General features: G+C 62.6%; 20 protein-coding genes. 13 read left to right on the top strand and 7 right to left on the bottom strand.

From position 1 onward, the window contains the following. Positions 1-56 precede the first annotated feature (56 nt). On the top strand, positions 57-1,112 hold the full coding sequence (locus tag P3T20_RS00320) for an aldo/keto reductase (protein WP_429285708.1): 1,056 nt from the start codon (positions 57-59) through the stop codon (positions 1,110-1,112). A 93-nt stretch (positions 1,113-1,205) separates the two neighbouring features. Here the strand turns inward: P3T20_RS00320 and P3T20_RS00315 are convergent, their stop codons facing one another. From P3T20_RS00315 to P3T20_RS00300, 4 genes are all read right to left on the bottom strand, one after another. Then, positions 1,206-1,766 (bottom strand): FUSC family protein, encoded by a 561-nt coding sequence (locus tag P3T20_RS00315; RefSeq protein ID WP_429285707.1) that lies wholly within the window; start codon positions 1,764-1,766, stop codon positions 1,206-1,208. 83 nt (positions 1,767-1,849) lie between these two features. Further along, positions 1,850-3,169, bottom strand: coding sequence for a cation:proton antiporter (locus P3T20_RS00310; RefSeq protein ID WP_429285706.1), 1,320 nt, complete (start codon positions 3,167-3,169; stop codon positions 1,850-1,852). An 84-nt stretch (positions 3,170-3,253) separates the two neighbouring features. Beyond that, a complete protein-coding gene (locus P3T20_RS00305; protein ID WP_074268678.1) occupies positions 3,254-3,652 on the bottom strand; it encodes a DUF3175 domain-containing protein in 399 nt (132 codons plus the stop codon). A 99-nt stretch (positions 3,653-3,751) separates the two neighbouring features. Continuing rightward, positions 3,752-4,261, bottom strand: a complete 510-nt coding sequence (locus tag P3T20_RS00300) for a PRC-barrel domain-containing protein (protein WP_429285705.1) — start codon at positions 4,259-4,261, stop codon at positions 3,752-3,754. Between the two features lie 338 nt (positions 4,262-4,599). Between P3T20_RS00300 and P3T20_RS00295 the strand changes: the two genes are divergently transcribed. Continuing rightward, on the top strand, positions 4,600-5,223 hold the full coding sequence (locus P3T20_RS00295) for a hypothetical protein (RefSeq protein WP_429285704.1): 624 nt from the start codon (positions 4,600-4,602) through the stop codon (positions 5,221-5,223). A gap of 37 nt (positions 5,224-5,260) precedes the next feature. Here the strand turns inward: P3T20_RS00295 and P3T20_RS00290 are convergent, their stop codons facing one another. Together P3T20_RS00290 and P3T20_RS00285 are read right to left on the bottom strand one after the other, a co-directional pair. Next, positions 5,261-5,935 (bottom strand): HAD family hydrolase, encoded by a 675-nt coding sequence (locus tag P3T20_RS00290; protein ID WP_074268676.1) that lies wholly within the window; start codon positions 5,933-5,935, stop codon positions 5,261-5,263. A 165-nt stretch (positions 5,936-6,100) separates the two neighbouring features. After that, positions 6,101-7,339 carry a DNA topoisomerase IB gene (locus P3T20_RS00285; protein WP_429285703.1) on the bottom strand — a complete coding sequence of 413 codons (1,239 nt, stop codon included), beginning with the start codon at positions 7,337-7,339 and terminating at the stop codon, positions 6,101-6,103. A 300-nt stretch (positions 7,340-7,639) separates the two neighbouring features. On the opposite strand from P3T20_RS00285, the gene P3T20_RS00280 reads away from it, so the two are divergent. From P3T20_RS00280 to P3T20_RS00260, 5 genes are all read left to right on the top strand, one after another. Next, on the top strand, positions 7,640-7,990 hold the full coding sequence (locus tag P3T20_RS00280) for a chemotaxis protein (protein WP_429285702.1): 351 nt from the start codon (positions 7,640-7,642) through the stop codon (positions 7,988-7,990). 116 nt (positions 7,991-8,106) lie between these two features. Further along, positions 8,107-8,658, top strand: coding sequence for a type 1 glutamine amidotransferase domain-containing protein (locus P3T20_RS00275; protein ID WP_429285701.1), 552 nt, complete (start codon positions 8,107-8,109; stop codon positions 8,656-8,658). Positions 8,659-8,978: 320 nt separating this feature from the next. After that, positions 8,979-9,320 (top strand): DUF1488 domain-containing protein, encoded by a 342-nt coding sequence (locus tag P3T20_RS00270; protein ID WP_429285700.1) that lies wholly within the window; start codon positions 8,979-8,981, stop codon positions 9,318-9,320. A gap of 62 nt (positions 9,321-9,382) precedes the next feature. Further along, positions 9,383-9,964 carry a hypothetical protein gene (locus P3T20_RS00265; protein WP_074268670.1) on the top strand — a complete coding sequence of 194 codons (582 nt, stop codon included), beginning with the start codon at positions 9,383-9,385 and terminating at the stop codon, positions 9,962-9,964. 765 nt (positions 9,965-10,729) lie between these two features. After that, positions 10,730-11,182 carry a PA2169 family four-helix-bundle protein gene (locus tag P3T20_RS00260; protein WP_074268668.1) on the top strand — a complete coding sequence of 151 codons (453 nt, stop codon included), beginning with the start codon at positions 10,730-10,732 and terminating at the stop codon, positions 11,180-11,182. A gap of 115 nt (positions 11,183-11,297) precedes the next feature. Here P3T20_RS00260 and P3T20_RS00255 read toward each other — a convergent pair whose 3' ends face one another. After that, positions 11,298-11,630, bottom strand: a complete 333-nt coding sequence (locus P3T20_RS00255) for a BON domain-containing protein (RefSeq protein WP_074268667.1) — start codon at positions 11,628-11,630, stop codon at positions 11,298-11,300. 528 nt (positions 11,631-12,158) lie between these two features. Here P3T20_RS00255 and P3T20_RS00250 point away from each other — a divergent pair. The 6 genes from P3T20_RS00250 (at position 12,159) to P3T20_RS00225 (ending at position 18,670) form a co-directional block, all read left to right on the top strand. Then, positions 12,159-13,667, top strand: coding sequence for an RNA polymerase factor sigma-54 (locus P3T20_RS00250; RefSeq protein ID WP_074268666.1), 1,509 nt, complete (start codon positions 12,159-12,161; stop codon positions 13,665-13,667). A 105-nt stretch (positions 13,668-13,772) separates the two neighbouring features. Next, positions 13,773-14,972 carry a pyridoxal phosphate-dependent aminotransferase gene (locus tag P3T20_RS00245; RefSeq protein WP_074268665.1) on the top strand — a complete coding sequence of 400 codons (1,200 nt, stop codon included), beginning with the start codon at positions 13,773-13,775 and terminating at the stop codon, positions 14,970-14,972. 157 nt (positions 14,973-15,129) lie between these two features. Then, on the top strand, positions 15,130-15,801 hold the full coding sequence (locus tag P3T20_RS00240) for a lytic transglycosylase domain-containing protein (protein ID WP_074268664.1): 672 nt from the start codon (positions 15,130-15,132) through the stop codon (positions 15,799-15,801). Positions 15,802-15,927: 126 nt separating this feature from the next. Then, entirely contained in the window at positions 15,928-16,701 is a 774-nt protein-coding gene (locus tag P3T20_RS00235; protein ID WP_074268663.1) for an SDR family oxidoreductase, read from the top strand. A 120-nt stretch (positions 16,702-16,821) separates the two neighbouring features. Then, on the top strand, positions 16,822-17,721 hold the full coding sequence (locus P3T20_RS00230) for a LysR family transcriptional regulator (RefSeq protein WP_429285699.1): 900 nt from the start codon (positions 16,822-16,824) through the stop codon (positions 17,719-17,721). A gap of 217 nt (positions 17,722-17,938) precedes the next feature. Beyond that, a complete protein-coding gene (locus tag P3T20_RS00225) occupies positions 17,939-18,670 on the top strand; it encodes a FadR/GntR family transcriptional regulator (RefSeq protein WP_074268661.1) in 732 nt (243 codons plus the stop codon). Positions 18,671-18,769 lie beyond the last annotated feature (99 nt).

Genomic DNA, 18,769 nt, shown 5'->3' with positions numbered 1-18,769 from the left:
TTTCGCCCCGTGCAGTATTCTCATTGGTTTCCCCCCAACCAGTCGGAGCAATAACGATGCGCTATAACCAGCTAGGCCGCACGGGCCTCTTTGTGTCCGAACTTTGTCTTGGCACGATGACCTTCGGCGGCGGCGAAGGCATCTGGCGTCAGATCGGCGATCTGCAACAGGCCGACGCCGAACGTCTCGTTGGTCGCGCGATCGACGCCGGCATCAACTTTATCGATACCGCCGACGTCTATGCCCAAGGTCTGTCCGAGCAGATCACCGGCCTCGCGCTGAAGAACCTCAAGGTGCCGCGCGACCAGGTCGTGGTGGCCACCAAGGTGTTCGGCGCGACGGCGGAATCCGCCAACACGCGCGGCGCCTCGCGCTATCACATCATGGACGGCATCAAGGCAAGCCTCAAACGTCTGCAACTCGATCACATCGATCTTTACCAGATCCACGGCTTCGATCCGGCCACGCCGATCGAAGAAACGGTGCGTGCGCTCGATACGCTGGTTCAGCACGGCCATGTGCGCTACGTCGGCGTGTCGAACTGGGCCGCGTGGCAGATCGCCAAGGCGTTGGGTATCGCCGACCGTCTCGGCCTCGCCCGCTTCGAAACGCTGCAGGCGTACTACACGCTCGCAGGCCGCGATCTCGAACGCGAACTGGTGCCGATGCTGCATAGCGAAGGGCTCGGACTGATGGTATGGAGCCCGCTCGCAGGTGGCCTGCTGAGCGGCAAATACGGGCGTGAGCAGCAAGGCGAGGCTGGCAGCCGCCGGAACACGTTCGATTTTCCGCCGGTGAATCGCGAGCGCGCCTACGACTGTATCGATACGATGCGCGGCATCGCCGAGGCAAAGGGGGTGTCGGTCGCGCAGATCGCACTCGCCTGGCTGTTGCATCAGCGTGCGGTGACCACGGTGATCGTCGGTGCGAAGAAGGTCGAGCAGCTCGACGACAATATCGCCGCCACCAAGGTCGAACTGAACGCCGACGAACTGGCGAAACTCGATGCCGTCAGTGAGTTGCCGGCCGAGTATCCGGGCTGGATGCTGGAGCGTCAGGGCGAGCCGCGTCGCGCGCAGGTGAAGGAAAGCAGCCGGCGTTCGCTGAAGTAAGCGGTTCAGCGTTGGGGGACGTTTGCGGTGCGAGTGCAGTGGGCACAGCGGTTGCAATTCGGGGCAATTGCATGCCCGACTGCGTCGCGCCGCTTATGACTTGACGAACCAGCGCTGCTCGATGCTATGAATCAGGCGGCACACGAGTAACGCGCTGACCGTTCCGATCGTGACTTCGCCGAGGCGGATCAGCGCGACTTCCCATGGTGGTCCGATGCGCGGCACCAGCAACATGATGGTGGCGGTGATGCCGCCAAGACGCGCCGCGCTGCCGATATTGGCCACCCAGCAGATGATGATCGCGGCCGCCACGGTCGCCATATACGCGACGAAATAGCCGCCGCCGAGTAGCGTGCCGACGAGGCCGCATACGCCGCCGACCATCGCGCCAAGAAACTGGTCGCGCGAGAGTTTGCGGGTGTCGACGTAGTTGTGCTGGCTCACCGCAATCGCGGTGATGGCGGCCCAGAACGGCTGATGGGTGTGCAAGGCGCGTGCGATTGTAAACGCAATGCTGGCGCCCGCCACCGCCTGCAGCGCCATCACGCAACCCTCAATGAGACGATCGGGCAGCGGCAGCGATTTCAGGAATGCGAATAGTGAATCGGCGGCGCTTGCCTGCGCTGCGCGCCGGGTCTGGGGAGATTCCGTCATGAGGCCTTGTCGCATAGAGACTGGGTGAACAGCTGGATATTCTATCGACTCATTGCGGGGCCCAACCGTATTCAGGCGCACTTTCATGGATCCGGGCCGCGCGCGCGGTGGTACCAGTTCATGAGCGGCGTCGCCGAGACTCCATGTATGACGACCGAGCCCGTCACGACTGCAAGTGCCAGCGGCGCCAGTGGCAGAATCTGCGCTGCCTGACCGTGTTCGAGTGCATAGGCGAGGTAGTAAAAGGAGCCCGTGCCGCGAATGCCAAACCAGCTCATCAGACGGCGTTGCGCCTGCGACGCTCGCGAGCCCAGCAACGATAGCTCGACCGCGAGGGGTCTCACCAGCAGAAACAGCACAACGATCAGCGCCGCGCTCTGCCACGTGAAAAGCGGCGCGCGCAGAGTAGCGAGCACGTTGCCGATCATGGCCATGATGGCCACTTCGGCGATCCGCTCCAGCTCGATCGTGAAGCCCAGCACCGATTCGGTCATGTAAGCGTGGGCCTTGTCCGGATCCGCGGCGGTCGCGGACACGTCTTCGGAATCGACCGTGCCGATCGTGCTGCGCGGCGAGCGCTCGCCGCTCGCCTGGTGTTCGACGCGCCGCATCGCGACGCCCGCTGCAAATACCGCAAGGAATCCGTAGGCATAGGCGAGTTGGGCGGCGCCAAACGACAGTTCGATCAGTCCCAGTGCAAAAAAACCTTCCAGGCCGAGCGCCTGCGCGTGATGGGTCCGCAGCCAGGTGACGGCGTGCGTCGTGGCCCAGCCGAGCGCGGCGCCAATCGCAACCGCACCCGCGATTCCCCAGACCGCTGTGGCAGCAAAACGCCAGCTTAACGCCGTGGTCATGGAGCCAGACGGAGCCGCGCAAAGCGCGAGGCCGAGCATTGCGAACGGCAGCGCGATCCCGTCGTTCAGGCCGCCTTCGCCGGAGAGCGCGAAGCGCAACAGGTCGCGGTCACCTGGGTTGTGAACCTGCACGTCGTGGGCGAGCACGGGATCGGTCGGCGCAAGAATCGCCGCGAGCAGGAGGGCGGGCCCCCAGTCGAGGCGCAGCACGTAGACTCCGAACAGCATCAGCAAGGGGATCGTCAGGAGCATGGCTGGAGCACCCAGGCGAAGCGGCAACCACCACAGGGCGTCGAAGACCGGTACGCGCAGTCGCAGGCCGATGGCGAACAGCGAGACCAGCAAGGCGATCTCGGTGATGATCCGCAGCAAATGCGCGTCGCCGACGATATCGAGGTGCAACAGGTTCACTCCGGCCGGCCCGAGTGCGTAGCCGATGCCCAGATAGAACATGGCGGCGCTGACCGGCAGCCGCCTGAAAGTGGTCGCGGCGACGCCCATAAAGACGAGCACGCCGCCGACGATGAGAAACCAGAGTGTTTCGTCCATAGGCATCCGGTGAGGCGGGGCGCTGGCGGGGGTCAACGGAGGCTTTGCGCCGAACCAGCGCCGATCCGCGGGGCGTAACGCGCGTTACGGGGAGCGGCCGAAGGCGATACGCAGCTTGCGCTTGGCCTGCTCGAGGGTCGCGCGGCGTCCTTTGGGCAGGTTTTTGCCGGCGCGATTTATATAGAAATTGAGCATCGACATGGCCGACTGGAAGGGCGTGCCCTTGCGTCGCCGGCTATGCGTCGAAGAGCGTTTCAATGACTCGGCAATCGACTCCGCGCTACCGGTCTTGAAGACATTCGCTTCGATGTCCATGGCGTCGCTGGTTTCCATGACGTGATGCGACCAGCGGTTCGAACGGCTCGCTTGCTGGGCACCGCCTGTTTTCGCATGGCGGCTTGCGGTGGCCCGCGCATGACGCTGGCGGGGCGGTCGCCCGGACTTTGCGCGGGCCACGGGGCGCTTCGATTTTTTGCTGACCATGATGTTGTGCCTCGTATGAAGAGTGGGCGCGCCACCAGGTGGACCGCTAAGCGGTGGAGCGCCACCCGGTGCAGCGCCGCCATCAGGTTGACCCTCCGGTCACAGTTTGACGCCACCGGCCTCAGGCGCTTCCACGCCGCCCGGCAGAGTCGCCCCGACACCGAGATCGTCGCGGCCCCAGTACGGTTCGCTGCCGTAAAACTGGTGGACCGAGGTTGCCCATGTCTGATCGGCCATCGACGGCCAATGATCCTTGTCGAAGCCTGGCGCGTTTTTGATGCTTTCCGACGACATGCCCAGCTGGAAGCACTTGCGTTCCGTGTCGAGGGTCAGCGCATCCCAGGGAATGGCGAGCAGCTTGTCGCCCATGCCGAGGAAGCCGCCGCTCGACAGCACCGCGTACGCAATGCGCCCCGAGCGTACGTCCAGCATGATGTCCTTGACCTTGCCGATGTCGTCGCCTTCGCTGCTGAGAACCTTGTTGCCGTCGAGCGTGGCCGCTGCCATCACGTCCGGTCCGGGCCCGTCAGCGCTACGGCTGCCTTTGCCGACGATCTTCGCGCCGGCGCCAGCACCGGTGCTCGTGCGGGTTTCGTTGAGTATGCTCATGATGTGTCTCCCTGGACAGATTGATGTCCCTTCATCACAGCAACGCTTGTTCCTTCGATGACGCGTCGCTGGATATCTCTCGCGAGCTTGCTTTCCATACGCTTTCATTGTGCGAGCGCCCGGCGGCTTCTGCGGTCTGCTCCGCAACCCATGACACAGCGCGTAAAAAGCGTCGCGCAGATTGCAATTCTTGCGCGATGGGCGACGGTGGCTGAGGCGTCGCGGGCGAAATATGGCCGCGGCAGGGCACGTATTCGGTAGTTTGCTAAATCGGCCCGTTTCTTGCTGCGTTGCACAGCAACCAGGGCAGTAAACACCGTATCTTTTTCGGAATCAGCATGACCGCGGACAGATTCAATGCGCGCGCCCCCTCGTGTCACGGCCCTCGCCGTGACACTGACAGCCAATCCCCGACCGGCCGAACCGTTGTGCGCGAGCCGGCGTCCGCACAACCGGTCAGGATCCCGCAGGCACAGATCCAGCAGGCGCAGCAGATCCAGCAATCCCAACATTCCCCGCAGTCCCAACACACGGATGCAACGCGTTCCGCTATCCAGTCTGCTCCGCAGCAAATCAGCGCGCTGCAGATTCTGATCGCGTTGCTCGTGACGCCGCTTGCCTGGCTTGCTCAGGTGAGCATCGCCGAGATGGTGCTCGGGCAGCGCTGTGTGGCCGGCGCGCCTCTATTCGTCGTGCGCGCCATGGCCTGGACGCCGCTTACGGTCGTCGTCGCGAGCGTTGTCTGCCTGATATTCGCCGCGTTTGGCACATTCGTGGCATGGCGCAACCTGTGGCGTACCGCGCACATTCCGTGGCGCTTCCCCGCAGCCCTCAAAGGCACACGCGCCGAGCGCGACTGGTTTTTGTCGAGAATCTGCGCGATGTCCAGCACCATGTTTATCCTCGGCCTGATTGCCACCGATGTCGCGATGCTGGTCATCGCACCGTGCAGCCCGTGGTAGCCGCAGCGGCGCGATAGACGACACGAGAACTTTCCCGTCACGGCCGTGCGGCGACCTCGTCGAGATGCAGCAGCAGATCGGCGGGGTCTTCGTAGACGCGCAACGCGCCGGCACGTTCGAGTTCATCCTGACCGTAGCCACCCGACAGCACCCCAACTCCCAACGCGCGGCAGCGCTGCGCGGCCAGCATGTCCCAGATGCTGTCGCCCACCACCACGCTTTGTTCAATCTGCACGCCCAGGCGGTGCGCCGCGGCAATGAACAAATCGGGATCGGGCTTGGCGTATTTGACGGCGTCGCGCGTAACGACCACCGTTTTCTCAGGATCGACCCCGAGCGCAGCCAGATTCACGGCGGCGGTTTCCATGCGGCCGCTCGTCGCGATGGCCCAGCGTGTGCCGCTCTCGGTCAGAGCGGCGAGCAGTTCGCGAGCGCCGGGCAACGGCCGCACCTGGTTGCCTAGCTTTTTATAGGCCTCGGCATGCGCGTGCCGCAAGTGCTCGATGCGCTCCGCGCTCATTTCGCTGCGCGTCTCGCGCAGTAGCTGGTTCGTGAAGAGGCCGCCACTCATGCCGATCTTGCGATGGATGCGCCATACCGACAGTTCGATTCCTTCCTGATCGAGCGCCTGCTTCCACGCAAGGACGTGTTGATAAACGCTGTCGACGAGCGTGCCGTCGAGATCGAACAGAAAGGCGGTCTGGATGCGCATGGTGTTCCTCCGAAAACGGTTGAGCGATAGTGCCGGGAAAGTGACGAAATCCACGAGGCACTATGGTGCACCTTTGCGAGCGAAAGCGGGGGTGGAAATTGGTGCGGCCGGCCAGGTGTGGCCGGCGAGGTGCGGCCGGCGAGGTGCGGCCGGCCAGGTGCGCTGTCACGTCGTAGTCGGCCGGGCCTGCCGCGACGCCGTGCGGGCCGAATTGCGCACGCGCGTGACGCGTGGCGCGTTCGGCGTGCCCGACGATTTCCTCATGGCGCGAGATTTGGTAAGGAGTGCGGTGAGTTGTGCGTCGCTCACGGAATTCGCCGTATCGACCGCCTCGCGCGCAAGCGTCGTGGTGACCGGAGCACTCGACGAGCGGCGCTTGCGCGAACCGTTAGCTGCCTGTCGCGCCGCCTGCTTCGCGCTGCGCGAGAGCAGGATCGCGAAAGCCGCTTCGTCGACCCGCAGACCTCGCCGCGGCCGGCAATTCGCAATGCCTTGCAGTTCATCGGCTTCGAACGCGGCAATCACAGCCGGATGGATATAGCACCGTCTGCACACAGCTGGCGTATTGCGCAACAGCGCGGCCACTTCTTTCACCGTCGCCACCACATGCCGCCTTGCCTCCGCCGCGCTATCGCACAGCAGACGGCGCAGCGCAGCGAACGCATACACGCTGCCGGCCCACGTCCGATAGTCCTTGGCAGTGAAATCGGCATCGCTCGCGCGTTTCAGATAGTCGTTGATCTCGGCCGAGCCGACCGTGTGACGCGTACCGTCCTCATCGACGTACTGAAACAGATCGTGCCCGGGCAACTCGGCGCAGCGAAGCACGATGCGCTTCACGCGTGGATTATCGATGGTCACGTCGTGCTCGATACCGCTCTTGCCGCGAAAACGGAAGCGAACCCGGCCGGCTTCCACTTTCAGATGTTTTTTGCGCAACGTCGTAAGTCCATACGACTGGTTGTCACGTGCATATTCGGCGTTACCGATCCGGATCAGCGTGGAGTCGAGCAACTGCACGATGGCAGCAATTACCTTGTCGCCCGGCATGCCGCGAAGCTTCAGATCGCGTGACACGCGCGCGCGAATTTTTGGCAATGCCCGGCCGAATGCCGTCATGCGTTCGTATTTGTCGGCGTCGCGCGTTTCGCGCCAGCGCGGGTGGTAGCGGTACTGCTTGCGTCCACGTGCATCGCGGCCAGTTGCCTGGATATGGCCGCGCGGGTCAGGGCAGATCCAGACGTCGGCATAAGCAGGGGGAATCGCCAGTGCGTTGATACGGGCAATTTCATCGGCATCCTCGATCCGTTTGCCCGCGACATCGAAATAGGCAAAGCCCTCTTTAAGCAGCTTGCGCGAGTAGCCGGGACGTGTGTCGTCGGCGTGCCGCAAGCCGCTGGGCATTGTGCTTTGCGTTGCTGCCGTCGCGCTTGTGCTGGCAGCGACGGTCGCGGACTGATGTCGGGCAGATCGGGGCGGGGCGGTCATGGTTGCCTTTAATCCATGTAGTAAGTGGCGCGGCCAGGTGGACTCATTTATCAACTCAATTATCAACTCAGCCTGTCCGACTCAACCTCAACACGTCGATTAACCAGGCGATCCATGCATTCGCCTCAAGCAAGGGCAGTGCCCGTCCGCGGCACTGCCTGCGGAACACTCCTTGCGGCGCTTCAGTGCAGGTGTCAAAAACCCAAGGAGGTTGAAATGAGCAGCACCCTGAATCCTGATGAGGAACCGCAACACGAGGTTCGTGAGACGGCCAGTTCGACCGGCGCGTTAGGCCCGAGCGACTCCTCCGACAGTGGCAGCGACGTGGCCGGCGCGAAGCGTCACGTGTTCGATGTGGACTCGGAACTCGACAACCACGCGCTTGAAACCGGCGACGCCGAACTTCGCAGCGACACGGACCGCCATGGCACCGGCGAACGCGCCGCCGCGGACGGCGACGCCACGCTCTCTCCCGACGCGGACATCGTACCGGACCGCGTCGACGACCCGTTTGCGCCCGACGTATCAGACGATCCCGACGATCCGGATGCATCGCGTCCCGCCTGATGTTGCACGGGCACAGCTCTTGCTCGATACCTTCGGAAACGGAGTGAACGAGTTCAAGGCGAGACCCGGCGCAGCGCCGGTCGATTCATTTTCATGCTCGCAAAGGAGAAACATTGATGGCTAAGTCACTTCAAGGCTGCAAGGTAGCAGTCCTCGCATTGGACGGCTTTGAGCAGGCAGAACTGCTGGAGCCGCAACGCGCGCTCGCCGAGGCCGGCGCAACGGTCCATGTGATCTCGGCAAAGCCGGGCAAGATCCAGGGCTTCAAACATGTGGATAAAGGCGACTCGGTCGCAGTCGACACCACGTTTGACAAGGCCACCGCAGCCGAATACGACGCTGTCGTCTTGCCTGGCGGCGTGGTGAACGGTGACGCGATTCGCTCGCTGCCGCAGGCACAAGCCTTCGTGAAGGCAGCCAACAGCGCACACAAGCCGATCGCCGTGATCTGTCATGGCACATGGCTGCCGGTATCGGCGGGCATCATCAAAGGCCGCACGGTGACGAGCTGGCCCAGCCTTCAGGACGACATTCGCAACGCGGGTGGTACATGGGTCGATCAGGAAGTGGTGGAGGACGACAACTTCATCACCAGCCGCAAACCCGACGATCTGCCAGCCTTCAACAGAACGTTGATCGCGCAACTGACCAAGCGCAAGGCCGCTTAAGAATGGCTATTGCGTTGAGCCCCTGAAACGGGTCAGCCGGTGGCAATGGCTGGCCCGCAATCGGCCCGATGAACTGGGAGAAAGTGCATGAGATTCCGGTATTCCATACAAGCCATGATCGCGGCGATGGGACTGGGCGCCGCCTTGCTGGCCGCCATGCAGACGCAAGCTGGCGCCGCCAGCCAGGCGAAGCCCGGCGCGCAGGTTTTTGCGGCTCAGACTACTCCGCAGACCGGCCCACAGCGCACTGCGAACACTCAACAGTTTGCCACCAGAAACCTGAGTAGGCCCCACGTGAAGACATTCGAACCGAGCGCGCCATGAACGCCATTATTCTGCCGCGGCCCGCCTACGAGGACGCCACCATGCGCATTACTTTTCCTGACGAAGCACCGGGGTTCGACGGCTCCAGTCTGACCGTGCAGTTCACGGCACGCGTCGACGGCGAACCGGTTATTTGTGCAATCACAGCGGAGGCGCTGGAGGATCATTTCGGCGCGGAGTCAGCGCTCGAGGACGCCTTGCTTGGCGCATTCAGGCAGGGCCGCCGGCGGATTCATTCGGTGTGCGCAGAGGCGCTTGACCAAAGCGAAGGAGCAAGCGTAATACTGCATAGCGGACTGTTCCGCGTCGAGGGAATGGAATCCGGCCACGACCGGTAGACACTTGTCAGGACCGCGAAAGGGTATGTCTGTAATCATTTTCCGCGATGAAAGGAGGATCTATGTCACTCATCGTCGCAGCACGTTTCACCACGTTTCCGGCCGCTGAAGATGCAGCCCAACGTCTTTTCAACAGCGGTTTCGTCGAGGAGGACGTGACGCTGTTTTTCGTCAATCCGACCGGACAGCATGCGCGTTATCCGATTGGCGGCGATACCGCCACGGACGCCGGTTCCGCGGAGGCGCCCAAAGGCGCGGGCAAGGGCGTGACGATCGGCGCTGTTCTGGGAGCGGCAGTGGGCGTCGGCATCTTTACCGTGTTTTCGGCGCCGCTGCTCGTATCGGTTATCGCAGCGGGAGTGGGCGCCTATGTCGGCTCGCTGGTCGGCGCCATGTCGCATACGCGCAGCGGGGGCAGGTTAGGGCGCCACGGGACACAGCAGCACGAAACGCGCGATTCAGGTGTGCTGCTCGCGGTACATGTTTCGCCGGATAGCCAGTACGACGCTGCGCGTATCTTGCGCGATACGGGCGGTGCGGCAATCGAACGTGCGAACGGACGTTGGCAACGCGGCCGTTGGGCCGATTTCGATCCCACGCGTCCGCCGGAAACGATGCCTGAACTCAATGAGAAGCATGCCTAAGCGAGCTTAACGACGGCGGGGCCACAAATAACGCAGGGCTACTCATGGCCCGCGCATAAAAGAAGCGGCGGTCGCAATCGATGCGGCCGCCGCGCTTTCTTTATAGCCCGGATTTCTTATACCCAGATACGTAGGGCCGTTTGCTGTGGGTGGGCCGCTCCGTCCACCGAACGTTCGCCGCGCATAGTCTCGCAAGCCGCTGGCGCCAACCCCTGGTGCGTTGTGCCGCAGCTCATTGTTTGTGCGGCACTTTGCGGCGCAGTCCTCAGTACGTATTCACGGACCTGCATGGCAGCAGCCGACGTGACGATTGCCACCGCCAGCAGAAACTCGGCTCTCCTGATCTTCATGATGAGGCTCCCTTTGTCGTTGCGTGCCCATTGATTTTCGATTGCGGAGGGCTCGTCCTGTCTCGCAGGAGGCGCACACCGGTGCGGGCAGCACCATGGATACAGCAACATCTATGCCATTGCATTGCATTCGCTCGCAGGCCCGGTAGAAGGCCGTCCGAAGCCAGTTCGAGGGACGTTTGGCACGCCGCCGGATGTCTGCGCACGATTGCCGCCGGGCAACATTTACGCGGCTGGGTAACTTTGCCAAACGCGGTTTGCGGGCAAGCGCGGGCCGCGGAGGCTTGTATGCGCTATCGCTCCACACCCACCGTGAGGACGCCCGCGAGCCCAGCCCGGGCACACGTCATGCGGCATTGAATGGGAGCCGCTGCCACCGGCAGCGGGCCGATGAACTATGAAACGGAGGAATGCAATGTCTACCAACGTGACCGCTGTATTGAACGATCTGGTTGAAACATCGAAGGACGGCGAGCGTGGCTTTCGCAAGGCTGCCGAAGACGCGCACGATGCGCAACTCAAGTCGCTCTTTGTCTCGCGTGCCGACGACTGCACACGCGGTGCACGCGAGTTGCAGGACCTGGTCCAGAGACTGGGCGGCAAGCCGGAAACTGGCGGCACCGTGAGCGGTGCGCTCCATCGCGGCTGGACAGACGTCAAGAGCGCCGTGGCCGGTCGTGACGACCACTCGATCCTCGCGGACTGTGAAAAGGGCGAGGACGTAGCGAAGAAGCATTATCACGATGCACTCGACAAGGAGTTGCCGGCCGACGTGCGAATCGTGGTGGAAAAGCAGTATCAGGGCGTTCTGTTGAATCACGATCGCATTCGCGATCTGCGTGACCAGTACGCGGCTGCCAAGCACTAAGCCCAAACGCCGCGCATTAAAAGCCCAAAAGCAAGGGGCCGTCCGCAACGCGGATGGCCCCTTTTTCATCAGGACACCGCCGAAGCGATGTCCGAACGAATAGTTGCTGGCGGCTTTACTCGGCCACCACCTTCAAATGGTTCTTCACGCTCGCCACGCCATCGACGTCTTTCGCGACTTCCGCTGCAGCGGACTTGTCATCCGAGGTCGGCACCGTACCCGTGAGCCACACCACGCCCTGGCGGGTCTTCACGTGAATATGCGTCGACTTGACGTTCTTGGCGCCGAGCAGATCGGCCTTCACCTTGGTGGTGATGGTGCCGTCGTCGACGTGCTGGCCAATCGTTTCCGAGCTGGCGGACGGTGCATTGGTCTGGGCCGAGGCGTTCAGGGCAAAAGCGACACAGGCAGCGACGCCAGCGGTCTTCAGAAAATGGATGGTCTTCATATAACTGCTCCTTCGTGTTGTTGATAAGAGATGCGGTCTTGTTACCTATGCGGTCGATCGCAACTGGATGCCAGCCGCCGATGACACGCGTGGGATCGTTGCCGCTACGGTTCCGTCAGGGCCGTTAATCGACACCGGATACGCGACTCATTCACTTGACGCTGGTTGCGCATGCGTTGGCGCGGCGCGCTTGTCATTTGACTGAGGTTTATCCGTCCACACGACCATAGCCGCAAGGAGTGTGCCCAACGGTGTGAGTTTGCTTCGCAAAGGGCGGACATGGGTCGCCTGGAGGGCGTGTAAGCCTGCCGGGACTGGTGTGGCGGCCCGCGGAGCGGGCCTGTAAAAGGCGTCGCCGTCCGCTGCGCATTTTTCCGGCCAATTGTAAAAAATGGCGCCGCAAGCGACCTGCCTGAGCCTGGCGAAAAAGCAAAGATGAGAAAAAACAGCGGTTTGCGCGAGCTGGTACGACAGTTGCTCTGGTAGTGCCAAGCCTCTTTTTTAGAACTATCCCAAGGACTGACTACAATGCCGCCTTCAATTGAACTACGCACAAGGCAATCACTGGCACTGACTCCGCGGTTACAGCAGTCAGTGCGGCTATTGCAGTTATCGTCCCTCGAGTTCCAGCAGGAGTTGCGTACTGCGCTCGACACCAATCCATTTCTCGAGTACGACGCGACCGACACGGAAGACGTTGCGCTCGCAACCTCTTCGACCGGCGACGATAGCATCCCGGTTGCGGCTGGCGACACCGTCAGCGCGAGCGAGCCCGATACGATGCTCGACACTGCAGTAGCTGATTCGCGCGAGAGCATGGCGTCGGATGAATCGTCGGGCGACATGTCGTCCGGTGACTTCTCAGGCGAATTCTCCGGTGACTCGTTTAGCCGCAACTCGTCGCGGCAGAACGGCGATTCCGAGGGCAGCGACCCGGCCGAATGGGCACGCTCCCAACCTTCGCTGCGCGAACAGTTGCACGACGCGCTGCGGCTGTACCGCCTCGACCAGCGTGACCGTGAAGTTGCCCGGTTCGTGATCGAAGCGCTCGACGACGACGGCTACCTGCGCCAGGATCTCGCGGATCTGGCCGCAATCGTGGAACTCGAACCGGCTTTGACGGAAGAGGAATTGCTGGTGGCGCTGCGCCTCGTGCAGTCGCTCGATCGTCCGGGACTCGGCGCACGTTCGCTCTCCGAGTGTCTCGAGCTGCAACTGCATGCGATGCCCGTCGACGTGCCGGGTCGCGATGTCGCCCTGCAGATCGTCCAGCATCATCTCGAACGTCTTGCGCGCCGCGAGCAGGCCGAATTGCAAAAGCAGATTGGCTGCTCGGCGGAAGAACTGCGCGTGGCTTGTGCCCTGGTGCGCAAACTCGATCCGAAGCCAGGTAATTTCTATGGCCGCACGGAAGACAACTATGTCGTGCCGGACGTGATCGTTCGCCAGGTGCGTAATAAATGGATTGTGAATATTAATCCGGCTGTGCAGCCGCGCGCGCGGATTCACCGCATGTATGCCGAGCTGTTCGCGCAGTCAGCCGGTGCAAGCCGTTCGCCGCTTGCACAGCAACTGCAGGAGGCACGCTGGCTGATCCGCAACGCACAACAGCGCTTCGATACGATTCAACGCGTGGCCGAATGCATCGTCGCGCATCAGAAGGCGTTTTTCCAGTACGGCGAGATCGCGCTTAAACCGATGGTGCTGCGTGACGTCGCCGAAGAACTTGGCTTGCACGAATCCACCATCTCGCGCGCGACGGGCAACAAGTATATGGCGACGCCGCGAGGCATCTTCGAATTCAAGCATTTCTTCCCGCGCGAACTGGGCACCGAAAGTGGCGGCACCTGTTCGGCTGCGGCTGTCCGTGCGCTGCTCAAGGAAATGATCGCCGCGGAAAACACCAACGATCCGCTGTCGGATGTGACCTTGGCTCGCATGCTCGCCGAGCAGGGCGTGCTGGTCGCACGGCGGACAGTGGCAAAGTACCGCCATCTGATGAAGGTGCCGCCGGCTGAGTTGCGTCGTCAGCTTTGAGCAAATCTCGCAGGCTTCTCCCTTGCACATTGTTCGCAACGATGGACGTTTTGCCCACTCCCCATTACATTGATGGCCGGACAGGTTTTGCCGTGAGGAGTGGGGATGAAGTATTCAAGTCTGGTCGAGCGCCTGCAGGGCAAGCGCACGTCCGCATGGGAGATTCACCATGCCGCGCAACAGGCGCGGGCGAGAGGCGAAGATGTGATCGTGCTGAGCGTCGGCGATCCGGACTTCGCGACACCTGAGGCGATCGTCGAAAGGGCAGTCGAAGCGCTGCGCGGCGGCGACACGCACTACACCACGGTGGTTGGGCGTGAGCCGCTACGGGCGGCGATTGCCCGCGAACACACCCGCACCACTGGCCGTTCCGTCGGCGTCGAAAACGTGATGTTGTGCGCCGGCGCGCAGAACGGCATTTTCGCCGCGGCGCTGTGTCTTTGCGAACCCGGCGACGAAGTGATCGTGCCGGAGCCGCTCTATCTGACCTACGAAGCCTGTGTGCGGGCCTCGGGCGCTACGCTGGTGCCTGTGCCCGTCGACCCGGCTCGTGGTTTTCATCTGGATTGCGATGCGCTCAAAGCGGCTATCACGCCGCGCACCAAAGCGATCTTCTTTGCCACTCCGTGTAACCCGACCGGCGTCGTGATGCCGCGTGCCGATCTGGAACGCATCGCGCAACTCGCTCGCCAGCATGATCTGTGGGTCGTGTCCGACGAGGTGTATGCCGATCTCACCTTCGAGCGCGAGCACGTCAGTATCGCCTCGCTCGAAGGGATGGCCGAACGGACCGTGACGATCGCGAGCCTCTCGAAGTCGCATGCGATGGCGGGTTGGCGCGTAGGCTGGGCGATCGGGCCGGCCGAGCTGATCGGGCATCTCGGGCGGCTCGCGTTATGCATGCTGTATGGCCTGCCTGGGTTTATCCAGGAGGCCGCGCTTGTGGCGTTCGAGCACAAGGCGCAGATCGTCGCGGACATGCGCGAAGTCTACCGGCGCCGCCGTGACGTCGTGTATGAGCGCTTGAGCCGGGTGCAGGGACTGCGCTGTCTGTTGCCCGAAGCAGGCATGTTCATGATGGTCGACGTCAGCGGCTGCGGTCTCGATACGGTCGAATTCACCTGGCAACTGTTTCGCGCTCAGGGTGTCTCGCTGCTCGACGCAAGCGCGTTCGGCGAGACGGCCAACGGCTTCGTGCGGCTCGGCTTTGTGGTCGACGAAGCTCGTCTGGCCGAAGCCTGCGACCGGATCGCGGCCTTCGTCGCGGGTCTGCAGGTCCGGGCACCGGCGCTGAACGCCGGCTGAGGCGGTCTTGTCGCAGCGATTCTCGCGCTGCGATCTTGATGCCTTGTTGTAATGCCTTGTGTTTTGATGTCCTGTTTACGTCGGGCAGACACGTTTTTGTTCGCCCGATACGTCGTTCCACGTATTGTTCATCGCACGCGAATAGCCAGCGGGCGATATGCAGAACAGCCAGACGAACAGGGGAAGGGAAAACCGCACCACACGGGCCACACGAGTAGTGGGCCTGACGCTCGGCGCGTTGACACTGTCATTTGCGAGCGCGATGCAGGCGGCCGAAGCGCCGCGTATCACGGATGCGCCGATGCTCGATGCACCGCACGTTGCTGCCCCGGTCATGGCGAGCCAACCGCCTGACGGCTCCAACGCATCGGCACTGGTTGAAATTGCAACTATCCTGTCGGGACAATTTCGCGTGGCGCGCGGTGAATCCACCACCATCGCGCAAGCCGTGCTCGATGCGGCGAATCGCTTTGCGATGTCGCCGGTGCTGCTGCTCGGCGTGATCGCCACCGAATCGGGCTTCAACCGACGCGCGGTCAGCACCGCCGGCGCGAAAGGTCTGATGCAGGTGTTGCCCTCGGCGCATCCGCAACTGGTGTCGGGCGGCAAGGATCTGTCCGACCCCGTCGTCAACGTGACCATCGGCTCGTCGATCTTGCGCGGCTATCTGGACGCCTCGGGTGGCGATCTCAACGAGGCCTTGTCGCGCTACAGCGGCGGCGGCAAAGGCTACGCGCGGCGCGTGGCCTTGCATATGCAGCAGTTCTCCGCGCGATTGCAGGCGCAGCCCGATGGATTCGTGAAGGTCGCGCTGGTCGAGCCGCGCTGAAGCGCTGCTTGTTGCTTCGCGCAGATTGTTCACGATTGCTGGATTTTCCATCCAGCCGCGACCGGCCAATAGCGGCGCTTGCCGCTCCTATACTGTGACTCCCCACTCAATGTCCCGGAGGATGTCATGGCAGATCACTCTCTCAACGGTAAGGTGGTCGTGATCGGAGGCGGTGCAAAGAACCTGGGCGGGCTGATTTCCCGTGAGCTCGCCAAGGGCGGCGCGGCTGCGGTCGCGGTGCACTACAACAGCGATGCGACCCGCGGCGCCGCGGAAGAAACCGTTGCCGCCGTGCAGGCCGCCGGCGCGAAGGCGATTGCGGTGCAGGGCGACCTGACCCAGCCCGCCAACGTTACACGGCTGTTCGACGAAGCGCTGAAGCAGTTCGGCAAGATCGATATCGCGGTGAATACCACGGGCATGGTCATCAAGAAGCCGATCGTCGAAGTGACCGAGCACGACTACGACACGATCTTCGCAGTCAATTCAAAGGCGGCGTTCTTCTTTCTGCAGGAAGCGGGCAAGAAGCTGGCCGATAACGGCAAGGTTGTCACTATCGTGACCTCGCTGCTGTCGGCTTACACGCCGTTCTATTCGATCTATCCCGGCAGCAAGGCGCCGATCGAACACTACACGCGCGCTGCTTCGAAGGAGTTCGGCGAGCGCGGCATCTCGGTGAACGCGATCGGCCCGGGTCCGATGGATACGCCGTTTTTCTATCCGGCTGAATCGAAAGAGTCCGCTGCCTATCACGCAACCGCCGCCGCACTCAGCAAATCGACGAAAAGCGGCCTGACCGAAATCGGCGATATCGCACCGATTGTCAAATTCCTCGTCACCGACGGTTGGTGGATCACAGGGCAGACGATCTTTGCCAACGGCGGGTATACGACGCGCTAACTGTCAGGCCCGGCGCATTCGACCTATGCCTTGGCTTCCCGAGTCTTTGACGTTGCTTGTGCCTATGCAGCATTCATGCTTCAGTCTGGTTCGTGACAAAGCAAATGGAGCCGGACTTCAATGGATCAGGTCGACCTGCTGCGGGTCTTCGTGCATGTCGCCGATATGCGCAGTTTCATCAAGACGGCCAAGGCGCTGAACCTGCCACGCGCAACGGTCTCGCTCGCCGTGCAGCAACTGGAGCAGCGCATGGGCGCGCGTCTGTTGCACCGGACCACCCGGCTCGTTCAACTGACCCCGGATGGACAGACGCTGCTCGAACGCAGCCGTAGCTGGCTCGCGGATGCGGATGCGATCGACGGATTGTTCCGCAAGGCGCCCACCGAGATCGCGGGGCGTTTGAGCGTCGACGTGCCGAGCCGGATCGCCCGGCGGCTCGTGGCGCCCGCGTTACCGGCCTTCTTCGAGCGCTATCCGAACGTACAGGTGATGCTGGGCTCGACCGACCGGCCGATCGATCTGGTTCAGGAGGGCGTGGATTGCGCGATCCGCGTGGGACCGCTCGACAGCACGAGCCTCGTCGCCCGGCCGCTTGGTGCGCTGACGCTGATCAACTGCGCCAGTCCCGCCTATCTGGCCAGGCATGGCGTGCCGAACACACCCGAGGATCTACCGAAGCACTGGGCGATCGATTACGCGTCGGCAGGCGGCGCGCGCATTGCCGCCTGGGAGTATCGAAGCGGCGAGCAGACCATCAATATGCCGATGCGCAGCCGGGTTGCCGTGAACAACGCGGAAACCTATATCGCTTGCTGCCTGTCGGGCCTGGGGTTGATTCAGATTCCGCGCTACGACGTGCAGGAGCACCTCGAAGCGGGTGAACTGGTCGAAGTGTTGCCTGCATGGCGTGCGGCGCCGATGCAGGTCTCGGCAATCTATCCGCATTGGCGGCACCGCGCGGATCGGGTCGAAGCGTTTGTGAGCTGGTTGATTAGTCTGTTGCAGAGCCGGTTCGATTGAAGGGTGCTTTAGCGGGGTTCTTTAACGGGCGCCATTCAAGCGCGGTGTGTGCAAACGGCAACGGCCGCTCTCATGGCCTCTCAGGTGCCATAAAGAGCGGACGCTATAATTGCCCCAGGCAGTTGCGGCCGCCGTCTCCAGAAGCCACCCCTGACGCGCCGGCCGGCCTTGTCCACCAACGCAGCGCGTCATACCCTCTACCGCTACGACCTTGCCCATGCAATTTCATCCGATCCAGTCCTTCACGCGCAAACGGCTGTCCGACGTCGTGTCCGACCAGATCAAACGGCTGATCTCGGACGGCGCGTTGATGCCGGGCGACCGCCTGCCCGCCGAGCGCGATCTGGCGACCCAACTGGGCGTATCGCGTCCATCGCTGCGGGAAGCGCTGATCCGCCTGGAGGCGGACGGCTATATCGAGACCTCGGGGCGGGGCGGTTTTACGGTGGTGGACGTGACGGCGCCGATCATCTCGAAGCCATTGGCGGAGCTGCTGCTGCAGAATCCGCGCACCAGCGCCGACATTCTCGAACTGCGCCAGGGGCTTGAATCGATCGCGACGGTGTACGCAGCCGAGCGCGCCACCGCTGCCGATCTCAAGAAGATCCGCAACGCTTTCGAAGAACTGAAAACCTGCTCCCTCTCCGACGACCGCACGAACCTGCCGGAGCTGGACGCCGCCTTTCACCTGGCTATCGCCGATGCGACGCATAACGTGGCGCTCGCGCATGTGATCCACGGTATCCATACGCTGATTCGGGAAGGGATGCGGCAATACCATCGGCTGATCGATTACGACGATGCCAAGGAGCGTCAACTGTTGACGCAGCACCAGGCGATCTTCGACGCCGTGATGGCACGTGACGCCCAGAAGGCGCGCAAGGCCGCCGAGCGCCATCTGACGTTCGTACGCGAACTGTATGAAGAAGAGGCGGCCAAGCCTTCCTGACGCTGCGGGGCGGTACTCGCGCTGAGGGCGCGGTAAGTCCAGTCCATTGCGGTCGCGTCAAGGCTGGCACCCAAAGGCTGGCGCCTAAATTGACACGTT

This window comes from Paraburkholderia sp. GAS206C (genome assembly GCF_050435645.1).
Taxonomy (GTDB): Bacteria; Pseudomonadota; Gammaproteobacteria; order Burkholderiales; family Burkholderiaceae; genus Paraburkholderia; species Paraburkholderia phenazinium_B.
The sequence above is the reverse complement of the archived record's forward strand: the minus strand, read 5'-3'. Positions and strand labels throughout refer to the sequence as shown.